16 protein-coding genes are annotated in these 16501 nt (G+C 40.9%); 6 read left to right on the forward strand and 10 right to left on the reverse strand.

Features of this window, described 5'->3' with window-relative positions; genetic code table 11:
- Nucleotides 1–28: 28 nt before the first annotated feature.
- From SB775_RS24355 to SB775_RS24390, 8 genes are all read right to left on the reverse strand, one after another.
- The gene (locus SB775_RS24355) at nt 29–1822 is read right to left on the reverse strand and encodes a response regulator (RefSeq protein ID WP_410863718.1); all 1794 of its coding nucleotides are present in this window, start codon (nt 1820–1822) and stop codon (nt 29–31) included.
- 122 nt (nt 1823–1944) lie between these two features.
- Nucleotides 1945–2523: a sensor domain-containing protein gene (locus tag SB775_RS24360; RefSeq protein WP_284469478.1), complete on the reverse strand. Its 579-nt coding sequence runs from the start codon at nt 2521–2523 to the stop codon at nt 1945–1947.
- A gap of 776 nt (nt 2524–3299) precedes the next feature.
- Nucleotides 3300–3902, reverse strand: a complete 603-nt coding sequence (uptA, locus tag SB775_RS24365; RefSeq protein WP_289336945.1) for an undecaprenyl phosphate transporter UptA — start codon at nt 3900–3902, stop codon at nt 3300–3302.
- A gap of 96 nt (nt 3903–3998) precedes the next feature.
- Nucleotides 3999–5165, reverse strand: a complete 1167-nt coding sequence (locus SB775_RS24370) for an MGDG synthase family glycosyltransferase (protein ID WP_410863719.1) — start codon at nt 5163–5165, stop codon at nt 3999–4001.
- A gap of 217 nt (nt 5166–5382) precedes the next feature.
- Complete coding sequence (locus tag SB775_RS24375) at nt 5383–5994, reverse strand: DedA family protein (RefSeq protein WP_089362720.1); 612 nt, start codon at nt 5992–5994, stop codon at nt 5383–5385.
- Nucleotides 5995–6012: 18 nt separating this feature from the next.
- Nucleotides 6013–6714, reverse strand: coding sequence for a polysaccharide deacetylase family protein (locus SB775_RS24380; RefSeq protein ID WP_410863720.1), 702 nt, complete (start codon nt 6712–6714; stop codon nt 6013–6015).
- 35 nt (nt 6715–6749) lie between these two features.
- A complete protein-coding gene (locus SB775_RS24385; protein ID WP_410863721.1) occupies nt 6750–8111 on the reverse strand; it encodes an ATP-binding protein in 1362 nt (453 codons plus the stop codon).
- 3 nt (nt 8112–8114) lie between these two features.
- The gene (locus SB775_RS24390) at nt 8115–8813 is read right to left on the reverse strand and encodes a response regulator transcription factor (protein WP_410863722.1); all 699 of its coding nucleotides are present in this window, start codon (nt 8811–8813) and stop codon (nt 8115–8117) included.
- A 459-nt stretch (nt 8814–9272) separates the two neighbouring features.
- Here SB775_RS24390 and SB775_RS24395 point away from each other — a divergent pair, with 459 nt between their 5' ends.
- Both SB775_RS24395 and SB775_RS24400 read left to right on the forward strand, forming a co-directional pair.
- Nucleotides 9273–9527 carry a COG4705 family protein gene (locus SB775_RS24395; protein ID WP_410863723.1) on the forward strand — a complete coding sequence of 85 codons (255 nt, stop codon included), beginning with the start codon at nt 9273–9275 and terminating at the stop codon, nt 9525–9527.
- Nucleotides 9528–9581: 54 nt separating this feature from the next.
- On the forward strand, nt 9582–9770 hold the full coding sequence (locus SB775_RS24400) for a hypothetical protein (protein ID WP_410863725.1): 189 nt from the start codon (nt 9582–9584) through the stop codon (nt 9768–9770).
- 383 nt (nt 9771–10153) lie between these two features.
- Here the strand turns inward: SB775_RS24400 and modA are convergent, their stop codons facing one another.
- Complete coding sequence (gene modA / locus SB775_RS24405) at nt 10154–10945, reverse strand: molybdate ABC transporter substrate-binding protein (protein WP_410863726.1); 792 nt, start codon at nt 10943–10945, stop codon at nt 10154–10156.
- Between the two features lie 131 nt (nt 10946–11076).
- On the opposite strand from modA, the gene SB775_RS24410 reads away from it, so the two are divergent.
- On the forward strand, nt 11077–12003 hold the full coding sequence (locus tag SB775_RS24410; protein WP_410863728.1) for a substrate-binding domain-containing protein: 927 nt from the start codon (nt 11077–11079) through the stop codon (nt 12001–12003).
- Between the two features lie 57 nt (nt 12004–12060).
- Here SB775_RS24410 and bioB read toward each other — a convergent pair whose 3' ends face one another.
- Nucleotides 12061–13026: a biotin synthase BioB gene (gene bioB, locus SB775_RS24415; protein ID WP_410863735.1), complete on the reverse strand. Its 966-nt coding sequence runs from the start codon at nt 13024–13026 to the stop codon at nt 12061–12063.
- A 711-nt stretch (nt 13027–13737) separates the two neighbouring features.
- On the opposite strand from bioB, the gene SB775_RS24420 reads away from it, so the two are divergent.
- From SB775_RS24420 to bioA, 3 genes are read left to right on the forward strand one after another with little or no spacing between them, the layout of a single operon-like run.
- The gene (locus SB775_RS24420; protein WP_410863729.1) at nt 13738–14322 is read left to right on the forward strand and encodes a biotin transporter BioY; all 585 of its coding nucleotides are present in this window, start codon (nt 13738–13740) and stop codon (nt 14320–14322) included.
- Nucleotides 14301–15008 carry a dethiobiotin synthase gene (gene bioD / locus SB775_RS24425; RefSeq protein ID WP_410863730.1) on the forward strand — a complete coding sequence of 236 codons (708 nt, stop codon included), beginning with the start codon at nt 14301–14303 and terminating at the stop codon, nt 15006–15008. Before SB775_RS24420 ends, bioD begins: the two co-directional genes overlap by 22 nt.
- On the forward strand, nt 15005–16387 hold the full coding sequence (bioA, locus tag SB775_RS24430) for an adenosylmethionine--8-amino-7-oxononanoate transaminase (protein WP_410863731.1): 1383 nt from the start codon (nt 15005–15007) through the stop codon (nt 16385–16387). Before bioD ends, bioA begins: the two co-directional genes overlap by 4 nt.
- Nucleotides 16388–16501 lie beyond the last annotated feature (114 nt).

The following is a 16501-nucleotide window of genomic DNA, read 5'->3' on the forward strand; positions in this document are numbered from 1 at the left end:
GTAGCCGAGCATAGCTTTCGTTGGTATTCTAGCTATTAGTGATTCCAATTTCCAACGCTTTCTGGACGGCTTCTTCTTTGTTACGGACTCCTAGCTTTAAATAGGCCGAGGAGGCGTAGTTTCTGACCGTTCCGTCCGACAAATACAGCTTGGAAGCTATCGTCTTGTATCGGAGCCCTTTGGCAACAAGCTGCAATATTTCTATTTCCCTGGTCGTCAGGTCATAGTCGTCTGCGGCATTCGGTTGCGGTGATTTGATGCTATCATCGAATTTCTCGAATATTTTATGGGACATCCCCTGATCGATTAGGGTGCCTCCCCGGTGAATAAGCCGAATCGTATTGGCCAGCTCGAGCGTTTCGGTCGATTTCAGCAGGAAGCCGTCCGCACCGTTGCGCAGCAAGTCCAACGCTTGCCTCGAGTCCTGGAACGTCGTAAGAGCCAATACGCGGATATTCGGCCATTGCTGCTTGATCATTTTGGTTGCCTCGGCTCCGCCCATGCCCGGCATATCCAAATCCATAAGCACTACATGGGGCTGAAGGCGCCCGCACAGGTCGACGGCTTGTTCGCCATCCTCGGCCAAGCCGTCGACGTTCAGATCCTGGTACCTGTCGAGCAACGTCCGCAGACTTTCCCGAATAAACGGCTGGTCGTCGACGATCAACAGGCGAATAAGCCCGTCTGCCATTTCCGCTTGTCGCGGCAAAGTACAGGCGACAAGCGTCCCGTCCCCGGAATTCGTATAGACGGACACTTGACCTTGCAAATTCATCGCCCGCTCCTTCATCGCGTTCATGCCGAAGCCCTCCCGCCACTCTTTTGTCCCTCTTCCGTTGTCGTGCACCTCCAGCCTCGTATATTGCTGCTCGAATTGCAGAGAAACGGTGATTTCCGTCGCCTGCCCGTGACGAACAGCATTCGTAAGCGACTCCTGCAAGCAGCGAATGAACGCCATCTTCGCTTGAAGGGACAGTCGGGACTCCTCTCCGAACAACCGAAAGCTTACATCGACCTGGGCATGCTTCTGAAATTCATCTCCAAGCTTTTGCAGGGACTGGACCAAGGAAAGCGACTGCTGAGGAGACTCCATTTGATGCAAGTATCCCCTCACTTCCTCGATGCTTTTGCGACCCATCTCAAGCAAGGAATCAAGCCTCTGTATACCCGTTTCGTTAGCAAGCTCGGGGCGCAACGTTTCCATTCCCATGATGATGGAAGTATAAGCATGGCCGACAGTATCGTGGAGCTCCCTAGACAGCCTGCTTCGTTCTTCTGCCAGCGTAATGCGCTCGATTTGGGACATATATTGTTCAAGCACCGCATTTTGTTTACGGATCGTTTCATTTTGCCGATGATTGACGATCAATAAGTGAAAAGCGAATCCCAACACATAAGCAAGTCCGTAGTAGGTGATCATGACCCAATAGCTGTTGCTTGGCGAAACCGCATGGAAAATTCCGGGCATCACCAAGACCGTTGCCGGAGCCGTCCAATGATAGGAAAGATGATTGCTGTTTGCAGCGATAAGAAACGCCGATACAATAAATGTAGAATAAGCATCCGGAAACAATGAGGTTAAAAATATGCATAGTCCGCCATATAGCAGTATTTCCGTGAACAAATAATATTTATAGTTGAGCAGTAAGCAGACCCAAGGAATGGAGAAGGCGGCAATCTCCCAAAAAATAACGATCCAAAGCGGCAGCGTTAGACCTTCCTGAAAACTTATCGTCGTCAGGATGAATGAAACGCTAGTAATAAGGCGGAGCGCCAACATAATCCAATCAAACCAAAACCACTGTTTAACCATATCCAACAAGTCGTCCACCCCCTAAGTAGCCTTCTGTTTTGTAACCTATATTATAGACCTAACCTTCGATAAATGACATATTTTTCTAGTTAACGCTGCAGCCCTTACACAAAGTCCGGAAACAAGATCCTTTATTGGTTTAGCTTTCTAATCATCATTCGTGTATAACCTCCCAATTTCTTCGCCAAAACATCTGCAAGCTTGAAGCTTATTGCAGTAAGCACCACTCCCACAGCCATTATAAGGAGTGATTTCGCAAAAGTATCTACCTCCATAAAAATGACATGCATATTGATGTATCGATACAATAGTGGTGCAACCAGGAATGCAAGAGGTGCTAAATAGAGAACGGCTGCGCTGACGAGACTGAAAAGTCCGATCACGAACTTCTGCATTAACCAAATGACGGCAGACCAGTTGCGGCGATCCGTAAGCTCTAATTTGGCTTGAGCCCAGACCGTTGCATCCGTTGTTACTATTCTGTCGTAAGGGGCCGTCGTAATATCGGTATAGATTTTCGTCTGTGTGCGCTCGAATTGGATGAACGTTGTAGTAGTTCGCAATACGCGTAAAACTAGTGGAATGCCGACCACCGTAAATGAAAGACTTAAACTGAACGACAGTGCTACCATGTAAAAACAAAAGTAAAACAAGCCTGTAACGAAAGTTAACAATAAAAAATAACCATTTTGGATGAAACCTGATTTCATAAGGTCCATCACTCCTCTCTGTGTAATATCCGCATCGTATAGCTTCTTCTGTCAACCTTACAAGTGCAAAAATGTCATATGACATTTTTGCACTTGTAAGGTTCGTGAAGTTTATTATGACGCCGATAATCGAAGTTGGAGTATTGGCTGTTCTCTGCTTATTGGCATGTATTTGGCGAAAAATATTTAGAGCCGCAAGTCCGCGAACGCCACAACGGCTCAATTGGTTTCAGGCGTCCAAGCTGTACTACCAAACCGACAGCAGTCTAAACACCTGACGATTGTTCCTGTTCCGAAAAACGAGATAAGCTTACGAAATAATCCAATATAGCTAACATTTTTTTTAAAATGACGTTAGCTTGCGTGCAGCATATGAAATCACTCTGAGATTTGGAAAGGAGAGTCCGGTCTGATTAGCGCTATTATTATCTTTATTGCTGACTCATTGTGTCCCGAACAACCAAGCTCGTAAAGCATGGAGTTGGCTTGAAACGACATATGGCTTTACTTTATGCGCTGTAACCAGTGTGCGCGGTCGTATTTCTCAATGGAAGAGCGGTGAGTTAAGTGGGGTATCTTTCAGAAGGATTTTAAAGTTTGAAATAAAGTTAAATTAAACATTGATTCAATCATAAAAGAATCCCACGCATTCTGAAAAAAGATTAATCAGAATGGGTGGGATTAATTATATTCGTATTTATTGGTTTCATTAAACTCATGACATTCCAATGGTACTTTAGTGATCTTGGTTACCTTTGCGGGCAAATCCATCATCTTCATGAGACTTTGCTTTTCTTTTTTTTCATGAATCCACGAATGATCATTCCGGCAATAATGAGAACCGCCACCACTGCGATTGGCTGGATATATGGCTTGGCCATCTCGTTAATCTGTCCCCAATTGCTTCCTAACTTCATCCCGAGGAATACAAAAAGTATAGACCACGGAAGTACAGCTAGTAGCGTATAATTCGTGAATTTCATTAAGGACATCTTAGAAATACCCGCTGGAATCGAAATAGCATGTCTGACAACCGGAATGAACCTAGCCGTAAAAATGACGCTTGGCCCATAGTTAGTAAACCAAGATTCCGCTAGTTCGATATGTTTTTTGTGAATGAATATATACTTTCCATATCGTTCTAAAAATGGTCTTCCACCATAATATCCGATTAAATAAACAAATATTTGGGCGATAGTTCCTCCAATCGTTCCAGCAATAACCGCCCCAACAAAACTGATGCTGCCTTGGGAAACTAAAAAGCCACCATAGGATAATACAATCTCACTTGGAATAATTTCAATCATAAGACCAAGGGTAATTCCTAGGTACCCATAATCCATGAGTGTAAGTAAAATAGTTTGGATAAAGTCGTTCATAATTCAACTTCTCTCTTTCATTTTCGCTTTTCTCAAAACGGATCACAAATGATGTTATTACTTCCCTTGTTAATGGGCCACTGGTGAGAATAACCCTTAGCTATAAATAACTTTTGACTGATTTGTGAGATAGGATGGCTTATTGGCTTGTTTAAGGTTTAGAATCGATTTCATAATGCCCACCATTTCCTCAGGGTTTTCCCATTCCATTTCCTTTTGATAGGTTTCGATGGATGTATCCCATTGATCCATTTTTTTATGGTCCTTTAATATATTAAGCATTTGTTTTTCAAATGATAATTTGCGATTGATTTCAAATACAAGATTATTGTCTTTTAAATACTGTAGATTAATTTCCTCCTGTCCCGGAAGCATTGAATGGACAAAAATCGGAAGTCTTTTTCGAAGTGCTTCACTAATGGTGACACCACCTGGTTTCGAAACGATTACATCCACTTCTTCATAAAGTTCGTTCATTTCCGATCTTGATGAAATATACGGTAATGGTTTAATATGAGCTAAATCCCATGTTTTGATCTCATCAAATAGCTTTTTGTTGTTGCCACAAAGTACAAAATAATCAAAGTTGGTTGATTTCTTTAACTCACCAGCTAAATTCAATATCCCGCCCAGGCCACTATTTCCTCCCGAGATTAAAACTTTGGGCCGATCGGTGTTTTTTAAACCACTGGCCTTCTTAGTGATTTCCTCATGCACAGGAATACCAGTCACCATTATACTATGTTTCGGTATTTGATTCTCGCTTAATAGCTTTTCTTTCAATTCTTGACTTGGAATAAAGTGAAAATCAATCCCCTTGCTTCCCCAGACATTATTAATAAAGAAATCTGTATACACGTTGATGATTGGGACACTGCATTTCCCTTTTAATTTTAACTGGCTTAAGAGTTGGGAAGGAAATCCGTGTGTACACACAATTAAGTCTGGATTTTCCTCATCTATCAATTGTTCCATTTTCTTCAAGAATATATGTTGACACCATTTAAATGGACGTTCCTTTTTCGAGTTAGCGTAAAAAAGGTTTTTGTAGGCGAGATTATAGGTTTCAGGTGCATAACGAATCCATTTCAAATATCCCGTCGTTATCATTTTTTCTAAAGAATTATTCGTATAACTTAGCAGATCCACTTTTTTCAAAATGACTCCGTTTGTATGTTTTTTTAACAAATCCATTAAGGCCTCTGCAACTTGATGATGTCCCGACTGCATGCGGAAGAGAGGTAAAAACAAAACCTTCTTCATATATGTCATCCCCTATAGAAATCATTCTTTTAATCGATGGATACGTACTGAGAAAAAAGTATATTTGTATGTTCAAGATCTTTTTTCCCCTTACAATATATCACTGTTTTTGTTAAAACCTTTCTTTTTAATCAATTTTTAATGATATGTTCATGGTATCATAAGCCCTAATCCCTAAACTTAATAGCCCGATTAGGAACCAATTATAGTACATTGGTTAATCCAATCGGGACGGTAATTTATTCTTTTTTTTCCTCTTCATATAATTGATAAAAGTATATATCAGTAAAAAGACTAAGAAAACGACACCTAAAAGTGGAACATATTCCGGATTTATATGAAAGGCATTACCTATATAATACCCTGCGACTATAAGAGGGACAGTCCAGAGAAACGTGCCTAACATGGAAAAGAGAATAAATTTGAACAGGGGAATGTTATTGATTCCTGCGAAATACGGACTGATTTGTCTTATTCCAGGTAAATAAAATCCAAACACGATTGTTTTTTTTGTATTATTCATATACTTTTTCTGTACTTTCTCCCAGCGATCATTGGTAATGCCCACGTATTTCCCATATTTTTTTATAAATGGATACCCCACGTATTTCCCACATACATACGCGATAAGCATCCCTATAAAGGCTCCGAGAAATGCACTGAGCACGGCTAAACCAAATGAGAGCTTATTTTGCCCAATCAGGACTCCGATTAGAAATAGAAGAGATTCTTCTGGAGCGGGAATCCCCACAATGCCCATGAATAAAAAAAGAAATATGATAAAATATCCATATAAGTCAATAAAATGCAGGATACTATCTATGTTCATAAAGTCCCCTCGAATCAGTTATAAGTCTTTTAATGTAATAAATTGTGTTCCCTTTTTTATGGTTTCCTCTAGGTAAATTTCCAATACTTCAATCATATATCTTGGTGCTTCTTTATCCGCCCCTAAGGTTTCCCCACAGTCATGGAGCAGGAGAATCGAATTTTCTGTTGAGGTTGTCCGCAATTGATTAAGCAGGTCATTCCTGCATGTTTCCACTTTCCAATCTCCGAAAATGTCTGACCACATGATCACTTTATATTTCTTGCTGGCTATTTTCGTAAAAATATTAAAATGGCCCCATGGAGGCCTATAAAAAGTGACTTTTTCATGCGTACATTCCATTATCGCCTTTTCCGTCATACTCAACTGTTTCGATAACTGAAAGGGCGAGAGGATCCAGCTTGAAATATGATCAAAATGATGGATTCCAATTGTATGTCCCTCTTCATGCATTCGTTTAATGATATCAGGGTTATTTTTCACTTTACTGCCCACAACAAAAAACGAACCCTTTATCTCGTACTTTTTTAAAAGATCAAGTAATTGTATAGTATATTCAGGGTTAGGGCCATCATCAAAAGTAAGGGCAATCCCATTATTCCTCTTGTTTTTTTTGGTAATTCCCAGTCTGCATACACGAATAATTACAGTAGGGAAAATCGAATAAATAAGAAATAACAATACTATGATACTCAGACTAATTATCCCTATATGTGTCACTCACAGAACACCTCATTCTTGTATTTAGCAGCAAATTACCTTTTCGGTAAGGATAATACCACCTCTGTTCCTATTCCGTCGATACTGGCCACTTTAATTTCCCCATTATGTTGATTCATTATATTTTTGGCTATCGACAAACCTAGCCCTGTTCCGCCTGTCTCCCGGCTTCTAGCCTTATCCACCCGGTAAAATCGTTCGAAGATATTTTCCATTTCATGCTCAGGAATGCCAATCCCATAATCTTTTACCCGAATGACCGTAGAGTATAACTGATCCTCTACATACACATCAATTTTGTCTGTACTATATTTGATTGCGTTATCTAAAAGGATAATAATCACCTGTTTTATCTTCAATTCATCTGCTGTAATCGTAATGGTATCTTCTTGATAATGAAAATTTATTTCTCGCCCATAGACCTCTTTGAATTGTTTAAAAACGTTCTCGCATAAAGTTATTATATTCACTGATTTAATATCTAAAGAATTTTCCATTTCCGTATCGGCTAATTCCAGCAGCCTTTCCGTCATTTTCTGTATTCGGGTTGCCTCTGAATGAATTACATTTATAACATCCAATGCCTTTTCTTCGCTTTTTATCCGGCGGCGGCGCAAGAGATCGGCATAACTCTTTATTATCGTTAGCGGAGTCTTTATTTCATGTGAAGCATCTGAAATGAATTGCCTCTGTTTATCCAAATTCACATCCAACCTGTTCATCATCCGATTGAAAGTAACAGCCATTTTTTGCAGTTCATCTTTTGTATCCTGTTGGATGATGATTTTTTTCGGAATACCGCTTTGTTCAATATCCTCCATCGTATTAATCATATTGGAAATTGGTCTCATAATTACACTCGATAACCACCTGCCGCCTAGCAGCGATAGCCCCGCCCCTAATAGGGTACAAAATGTGAGTATGGAAAGTAATACATCCTTCCCTAATTCCAGACCTAGTAATCTATCTCCAATTTCTAAAGTTCCAACAACTTTACCTTTGGATTGGATAGGAACCCTAACGATTAATATTTGTTCTTCTTTATGCTCTTGTATAATTGTACTTCTATGCGCTTCTTGGTTAGTAGAAAATTCCCCTTTAAATTTCGTAAGCAAATAATGGTCGCTGGACACTTCGCTTCTGATTTTAGAATCAGGTTGAATGATCCTTATAAATGAATGATTCGTCAAATATGTGGTTAATTTTTTGTTTAATTCATGGGGCGTATCATCCATATGTATTTCAGCAATGACATTTTGCGCTTTATGAAGTAATATATCCTCTTCCATATTTACAGTAATCTTCATAAACGAAAAAAATACAACAGCATTGACCGCAACCAACACACAGAGTATCCAAGCCGTAGTAATCAGGTTAATTTTTGTTGTAATTTTCATTACTTATTTCTCCCTTACAGTATAACCAATTCCTCTTACCGTCTGAATGATTGTCGGGTCAGAAAAACCTTCTTCCGTTTTCTTTCTTAAATGGCGGATATACACATCGATTACATTTGTCTCCCCTTCATACTCATAACCCCATACATTCATCAGGATATTTTCCCGCGTCACGATTTTGTTTTTATTGGATAGTAAATAAATGAGTAAATCAAATTCCTTTGGGGTTAACGCTATGGAAGAATCCCCCCTCTTAACCTCTCTAGTATCGAGATTAATGAATAAATCTTTTATTGATAAGATCGTTTCCTCTTCTCTCAAAGCATTGGCAGTTATTGAATTATGACGTATAGCTGAACGTATTCTTGCCAATAACTCATCGATTTCAAAGGGCTTCGTTATATAGTCATTGGCCCCTTGATCCAGTCCTGCTACCTTATCCATTGTAATATTGCGAGCTGTTAAGAGGATGATTGGCAGTAATGAGTTCTCATTTCGGATCCTTCTTAAAACTTCAATGCCATTCAGCTCAGGTAACATAACATCTAAAAGTACTAAATCTAATTTTTCTTGTAATGCAGCTTCCAACCCCGCCTTGCCGGTATGGGCAAGAAGCACTTCATACCCCTCATATTCGAGTTCTATCTTTAATATCGTCGCTATCTGGATTTCATCTTCTACAACCAGAATACGCTGTTTCATTTAAAACCCTCCTACTTGAGTAGTATATGGCAAGGAGTTCACACCCTCATGTATTGTTTATCGATTTTAGCCAGGAATATTACTTGCATCTTAAACACGAAAAAATTGTCCTCCGCTAAATAATTCAATCCCCTTTATATTTGCTCCAAAGTCCTGTATTTTAATCGTTTCCAATTATTCTTGAAACGCTCTTCCTTCAATTTAGCATTATTTTGCTTTTTATTTCGCTTTTTAATTAATTTTTAATTCTTTTTTCAAGTTGCGTTAAGGTTGAATTGATATATAGTCTCTAAGGAACAGCAGAACTTGCTAAGGAGGTTCAAACAAGAAAAAATCAGGAGGATTCAATAATGAATGATGCAAAAGGTCCATCCATCGGGTGTCAGATGTTGAACAAATTTCCTGAGGTCATCATTGGAGACGGCTGCAGACTTCCTGATCGAAAATCTGAACTTGGGCTTGACCAACTCTGCTTTAATAATGAGTGTCCTTTTGATCATAAATCTCGGGGTCGGTCTGGTGACGGCAACTATCATCTTCACAATCGCAATGCTTGCGACGTTTGCGGCTTGGTATGCAAGTGAGAAGACGCTGTCCATTCACACTATCTACACATCTGAACGAGAAGCGTTCTACTGGTTGGCCATCTTGTTCACTTTCGCCTTGGGTACAGCAGCTGGTGACCTCATTGCAGAAGGTCTCGATATCGGCTAATGGAGGTCTGCACTGTGTTTTTCACCAAAGCACATTTGTGTGACATGTCCATTTTTGTCAAAGTGTACCGAAAGTAAAGACCATCAAAAAGTAGTGACACGTCATATTTGGCAAGATTATATGGAAGAAGCGGACGTACCTCAACAAAACCAGGTTCAAGATGCTAAACAACAGAACAAAGAGCTTTCTTTCAGTGCACCAAAGTATCATATGACGGGCGGTTGGACAAATGATGAATTTTAATAATGATCAATGGCAGCAGCGACATTAAAGGTGCTGACAAGTATATACTGCAAAAAATCCCGAAAAAGGGAAAAGAGAAAGTCATAAAGCATTTACAGTTAACCGAATCCACCGGAAATAAGGTTACTGCTATAATCTATAGTGAAGATTCAAATAAGACTTCATTTCTAACGTTAGAAATGAACAAAGAAAAAACTATAACTATGCAGAATGAAAAACCCGTAACTTACAGCTCCAATCAACCTTAAATAGTTTCGTTTTAAAAACAACAATCTTTACGAAAAGAGCCTAAAAAATAAACAAAGGGGATAGATCGCCTATCACCCTATTACACCATTGTTGTATCATTATTTAAACGCTGATCGATTAACAAAACTGCGGAATTAGTCCAAATCTTCAAATCCATATTTTTTAAAAACCTTGTCAGAATCTACACTTTGAAGATAGTCGTAAAATAGCTGCGCTTCCTTTCGGTGTGAACTATTATTGATTATCCCTACCGGATAAATGATCGGATCGTGTAAATCTTCCTTGGCTGTTGCAACGATATCAACTTTTGATGAGTTCATGGCATCCGTTTTATAAACGAGTCCCGCGTCCACGTTTCCTGTTTCCACGTATGTAAGCACTTGCCGGACATCCTTGGCATATATCAATCTATCTTCAACCTCTTTCCAGAGATTCATGTTTTCCAATGTTTGTTTCGCATACTGCCCTGCCGGTACAGACTCTGGCGTACCGATCGAAATTTTAGTAGCCTTTTTGAGGTCTTTCAATGATTCCATTTCCTTATCGGAATCCTTTGGCACCACCAGCACCAGTTTATTGCCGACTAAATCGATTCCGTTTTTCTCTTCAATAAGATCTTCATCTACTAATTTATCAAATTTATCTTCAGCCGCTGAGAAAAACAGGTCCACAGGTGCGCCTTGGGAAATTTGCTGCTGAAGAGCTCCCGAGGCTCCAAAGTTATAATTAACTTTCACATTTACATTCTCTTTTTCAAATGAATCTTTTATATCATTTAAAGCATCTTGCAAACTTACAGCTGCGGAAACCGTCAATTCCACTTGCTCCGCCTTCATTTCTGTGTTTTCCGCTTCATCATTTGAACACCCTGTCCCCACTGTCACAAGCAACATAATCGAAAAAATCATAAAGTATATTTTTTTCAAAATCGCTCTTCCTTTCTAACCAGTTATAACTAGTTATATCTAATTATACCTAGTTAATCTAATATTTCCTATTTATCTATGAATTTACTTTTCAAAGGGCACTAAGATACAATAAGGACGGAGGGATGCACATGTCGCAGGAGCTATCCTATACAATCGAAGAAGTGGCACAGCTTTTAAAAGTTTCTAAATTGACGATATATGATCTTGTTAAAAAAGGGGAACTGCCTGTATTCCGAGTGGGCAGGCAAATGAGAATGGATGCAAAGGACTTAGAGAAATATATCACTGACAGTAAGTCCCCTACATCCCCGGTTCCTATCGCCGAACCCCATCGGAACGAAGAGAAGGGCACACCAACCCTTGTCATCAGCGGGCAGGATATGGTTTTGGATATACTGGGGCAGTACATCGAGAAGGATTCCGGCCATAAAACATTACGATCGAACACAGGAAGTTTAAGCGGGCTTATATCCATGTACAATGGCGATTCCGACATCGTGAGTATGCACATGTTTGATGGAGATACGGGTGAGTATAATCTTCCATATATAAAAAAGATCTTGGTTGGCTATCCTTATATTTTATTTAATCTCGTTTCAAGGAATGCAGGTTTATATGTTAAAAAAGGGAATCCTTTCAATCTCACCACCTGGAATGATTTAAACAAGGATCACTTGACCATCATCAATAGGGAAAGAGGATCTGGTGCAAGAATCCTTCTTGATGAGCAGCTAAAGATCCATAAGATTCCGCCTAAAAGCCTTAAGGGGTATGAAAATGAGGAAACCAACCATTTAAGTGTCGCATCAGCTGTTTCATCAGGTATTGCGGATATCGGCGTTGGAATTGAAAAAGCGGCAAAAATAGTCGGAGTCGACTTCATTCCATTGATAACGGAACGTTATGACCTTGTTCTATTAAAAACTCCGAAAAACGAGCAGATCATAAAAATCGTCAAAAGAATTTTATCCTCGAATCCGTTTCAAGCGGAAATCGATGCTTTAGGTGATTATGATATTTCCAGGACAGGCTCGATCATTCACGAGACATTTTAAAAAGGAAGGCTACTGTAACAGCAGCCTTCCTTTTTACTTTTCTTTTTTTCCTATTTCCTAAAGAGCACATTCTTCGATTTCAAAACCCAGGTCTTCGATGATCCCCCAATCCGCCGTTGGTTCTTGACCAGCTGTCGTTAAATAATCTCCGACGAAGATGGAATTGGCTGCATAAAGTGCCATGGGCTGCATGGAACGGAGATTGACCTCACGACCGCCTGCCAGACGGATTTCTTTGCTCGGGTTGACGAATCTCATCATCGAAATCAGTTTCAGGCATTTAGTGGGGGTCAACTCGGAAGTTCCCTCAAGAGGCGTTCCGTCAATTGCATTGAGAAAATTACAAGGAATGGAATCCGCATCAAGGCTGCGTAAGGATAGAGCGATTTCCACTGCTTCCGCAGCAGATTCCCCCATACCGAAAATGGCACCTGAACATGGGGACATTCCCGCATCTTTCACAGTTTCGACTGTATCTACCCGGTCCTCATATGTATGTGTTGAGGTAATATTGCTGTAGTTTTCCTGTGATGTATTCAAGTTGTGGTTATAGCGATGAACGCCGGCTTCTGCTAGTTTGCCGGCATGTTCCTCATTCAGGAAACCTAAACAGCAGCAGATTTTAAGATCCGTCGTTTCACGGATTTCTTTTACCGCTTCAATGACATGATCAATTTCCCTGTTGGTCGGACGACGGCCAGAAGCAACGATGCAATATGTACCCGCTTTACGACGGATTGATTCTTGCGCTCCCTCGACAATCTTTTCTTTAGTCAGCCATGCATATTTATCGATCGGGGCTTCCGATACGATCGACTGCGAGCAGTAGCCACAATCTTCGGGACATAATCCTGATTTCGTATTGATGATCATATTCAATTTGACCTTTTTTCCATAATGATGCTTGCGTATGAGATATGCTGCATTCAAAATTTCCAAAACTTCGCTATCTGGGGCTTGTACGATTGCTAATGCCTCTTCAGCCGTAACTTTATATCCTTTAATCACGCTCTCCGCTAACATCTTCCAATCCCTTACTAGTGTTTCCAAATCCAATCCCTCTTTTCTTTTAATGTTGTCTATTTCTTTCCATGAATCTGCCGCGATTAATTACGAAGAACTCGCGAAGTTCCAATCGATACGAATGCTGGTGCCTAGATCCCGTGCTTATGTACTTCCTTGGAAAGGAGCTTGGCCAGGGCAAGAATCGATGCTTCCCTCCGACACCTGCAGATAAAGTGAAAGCTAACGCTCCGACTCTAAAGAGATCGTCTACAAAGACCTGCTTCCTGCGATTTATCCCACCTTCTGCTGCTACCGCTTTTTTAGGGTATCCCCATTTCGCTATCCATCTTTCCCTTCAAACCAAAATGTTCGGAAGTTCCCCACCAGTCAAATTTGCATCACAGACCATAATGCTTTGCATTTGGAATGGCAGAAAAATGACTGGTAACGGATCATTAAGTGAAATAAATGGGCATTAACCAACCTCCAGACCACTTAATATGTTAACTAAAATATTTTATAGTTAACATATGGATGAATAATACCATACAAACAAAATATTATTCAATGGCTATTTTTCAATATTTTCCTAGTTTGTCCTTGAAAAACTGAGAAGGCATGCACTTTATATGTTAACCTAAATATTAATTAGTTGACATATAAAATAGAAATCAGGCAAACTAATAGTGGGCAATTTGCCTGCCATTACTAAAAAAGGTGGTGAAAACCTTGAAAGCAAGAACGATTTCTTATGTGGCCCTTTTTACTGCGTTAACCGCAATTGGCGCCTTTATTAAAATACCTATCCCTTATATACCATTCACACTGCAAATTCTGGCAGTCTATTTGGCAGGCGCATTGCTGGGGCCCCGGCTTGGGATGCTCAGTCAGTTATGCTACGTCTTGATCGGACTTATCGGGTTGCCAGTGTTTGCTGAAGGCGGGGGAATCGGCTATATACTCAAACCCACTTTCGGCTATTTGCTCGGATATATTCTGGGAGCCTATGTAAACGGGTGGCTGATCAACCGGTTTTCCCTCTCCACGATTCGTTCCATATTCCTTGCTAACGCTGCCTCTTTGCTGACCGTTTACTTCTTCGGCTGCATATGGCTGTATGGTGCAATGAAGTGGATTGTGGAAACGCCGCTTTCAATCAACCAAACGATTCTTTACGGCTTCTTATTACCGGTACCCGGTGATTTACTGCTGTGCATTCTATGTGCTGTCATCATTCAACAAGTACGTCCGCGAATTGCAAGATACATAAACGTAAAGGAGCTGAATCATCCATGGGCCAAGCCTACTTCATAACCGGAACTGGCACGGATATTGGAAAGACCATCGTCACGAGTGCACTTTATCTTTCTCTTCAAACGTTTGGAAAAACCGTCACGATCTTCAAACCATTTCAAACTGGGATCAATGAGGAAACGAATACATACCCGGATATTTCTTGGTTTGAGCAGGAACTCGGTGTAAAGGAATCAGGGTTTTACACACTGGAGCCCGAAACCTCTCCACATTTGGCGATTAAATTAACCGGGAGTCTAATCGATGAGAAGAAAGTCGTGGAAAGGGTTCATGAACTTGAGGAAATGTATGACATCGTATTAGTTGAAGGAGCAGGCGGATTGGCTGTTCCGCTCATTGAACGGGCGGAAGGTTTCTATATGACGACGGATTTCATAAGAGATTGCGGCATGCCTGTCGTATTCGTATCCACAAGCGGTTTAGGGGCGATTCATAATGTCGTGACGACGCATTCTTATGCACAAATCCATGATATAAACGTGAAAACCATATTGTATAACCATTACCGGCCAGAGGATCGGATTCATCAAGACAATATCGAAACCATTGAAAAGCTGACAGGGCTGAAGGGGCTCGCCTGCATTCCAACACTGGCCGATGTTAGAAAAGATTTGAGGATCTGCATCCTTGATTTACTTGGTGACCAAAATTATACCCAACAATTGAAAGAGGTGTTCAAAGCATGAACAGTCAGGATTTAGAACAATGGGATAAGGAATATGTATGGCACCCGTTCACGCAAATGAAAACGTATCGGGAAAGTAAACCGCTGATCATCGAGCGCGGCGAAGGCAGCTATCTGATTGATGTGGATGGCAAACGCTATTTGGACGGCTATGCTTCATTATGGGTGAATGTGCACGGACATAACGAGCCGGAATTAAACGGAGCCCTTATTGAACAAGTGAATAAAGTCGCGCACTCCACTCTGCTGGGATCTGCAAATGTACCATCGATCTTACTGGCAAAGAAACTGGCAGAGATCACTCCTGGTCATTTATCGAAAGTCTTCTACTCTGACACGGGATCTGCCGCTGTGGAAATCGCCCTTAAAGTCGCTTATCAATATTGGCAGAATATCGATCCCGTCAAGCATCAGAATAAAAACAAATTCATCTCCCTTGACGAAGCATACCATGGCGATACTGTCGGTGCCGTGAGTGTGGGCGGAATGGATCTATTCCATAGAATCTTTAAGCCCCTCTTATTTCAACGGATTTCCGCCCCTACACCATATGCCTATCACATGACTGAATATGGAGATCAAGAAGCAGTGAAAAACCATTGCTTGAAGGAACTGGAGAAGTTGCTGCAGGAACAATCAGAGGAAATTGCCGGATTGATCATCGAACCGCTTGTGCAGGGGGCGGCAGGTATCATAACCCATCCCCGGGGCTTTTTGAAAGAAGTTGAACAATTATGCAAGAAGTACGATATCCTCCTAATTTGTGACGAGGTGGCTGTAGGGTTCGGTCGCACTGGTACGATGTTTGCCTGCGAGCAGGAAGATGTCGTCCCTGATATCATGTGTATGGGCAAAGGGATCACTGGGGGATATATGCCACTCGCAGCCACCATCATGAACGAGCAGATCTTTCAATCCTTTTTGGGAGAACGGGAAGAACATAAAACCTTCTATCACGGCCACACCTATACAGGAAATCAGCTAGCCTGTGCACTGGCCCTGAAGAATATCGAGCTAATGGAAAGCCGGAATCTCATTAAAGACATCCAGAAAAAATCAAAATACCTATCCGAAAGACTGCAAGCGCTATACGAACTTCCGATCGTCGGCGATATTCGCCAGCGCGGCTTCATGATTGGAGTGGAAATCGTTAAAGACCGTGAAACAAAAGAAACGTTCACCCTCCAAGAGAACGTCGTTTCCGGGATCATCCATACAGCACGGGAAAATGGCCTGATCATCAGGGAACTTGGTCCAGTCATCACGATGATGCCGATCCTTTCCATGTCAGAAAAGGAACTCGATTTCATGGTCGAAACGGTCTACCGTGCCATCCAGGAAGTCTCCATTCATAAAGGATTGATCCAAGCAGCAAACTGATTCAAAAAGATGGTGAATTAAAAAGGGCACCTCAATGGGGAGGCTGCTGAAAAACTCACGTTTTTCTAACTAGTACGGTAAATCAAATTAAAAAAAGACGATTCTCATTCGGTA

Source organism: Peribacillus sp. SIMBA_075 (genome assembly GCF_046534585.1).

Coding starts and splice junctions, on each gene's coding strand:
- SB775_RS24370 (WP_410863719.1), bottom strand. CDS start 5,165: ATGAAGAAGGTTTTGTTTTTACCTCTCTTCCGCATGCAGTCGGGACAT.
- SB775_RS24390 (WP_410863722.1), bottom strand. CDS start 8,813: ATGAAACAGCGTATTCTGGTTGTAGAAGATGAAATCCAGATAGCGACG.
- uptA (WP_289336945.1), bottom strand. CDS start 3,902: ATGAACGACTTTATCCAAACTATTTTACTTACACTCATGGATTATGGG.
- SB775_RS24385 (WP_410863721.1), bottom strand. CDS start 8,111: ATGAAAATTACAACAAAAATTAACCTGATTACTACGGCTTGGATACTC.
- SB775_RS24360 (WP_284469478.1), bottom strand. CDS start 2,523: ATGAAATCAGGTTTCATCCAAAATGGTTATTTTTTATTGTTAACTTTC.
- SB775_RS24375 (WP_089362720.1), bottom strand. CDS start 5,994: ATGAACATAGATAGTATCCTGCATTTTATTGACTTATATGGATATTTT.
- SB775_RS24410 (WP_410863728.1), top strand. CDS start 11,077: ATGTCGCAGGAGCTATCCTATACAATCGAAGAAGTGGCACAGCTTTTA.
- bioD (WP_410863730.1), top strand. CDS start 14,301: ATGGGCCAAGCCTACTTCATAACCGGAACTGGCACGGATATTGGAAAG.
- bioA (WP_410863731.1), top strand. CDS start 15,005: ATGAACAGTCAGGATTTAGAACAATGGGATAAGGAATATGTATGGCAC.
- bioB (WP_410863735.1), bottom strand. CDS start 13,026: ATGTTAGCGGAGAGCGTGATTAAAGGATATAAAGTTACGGCTGAAGAG.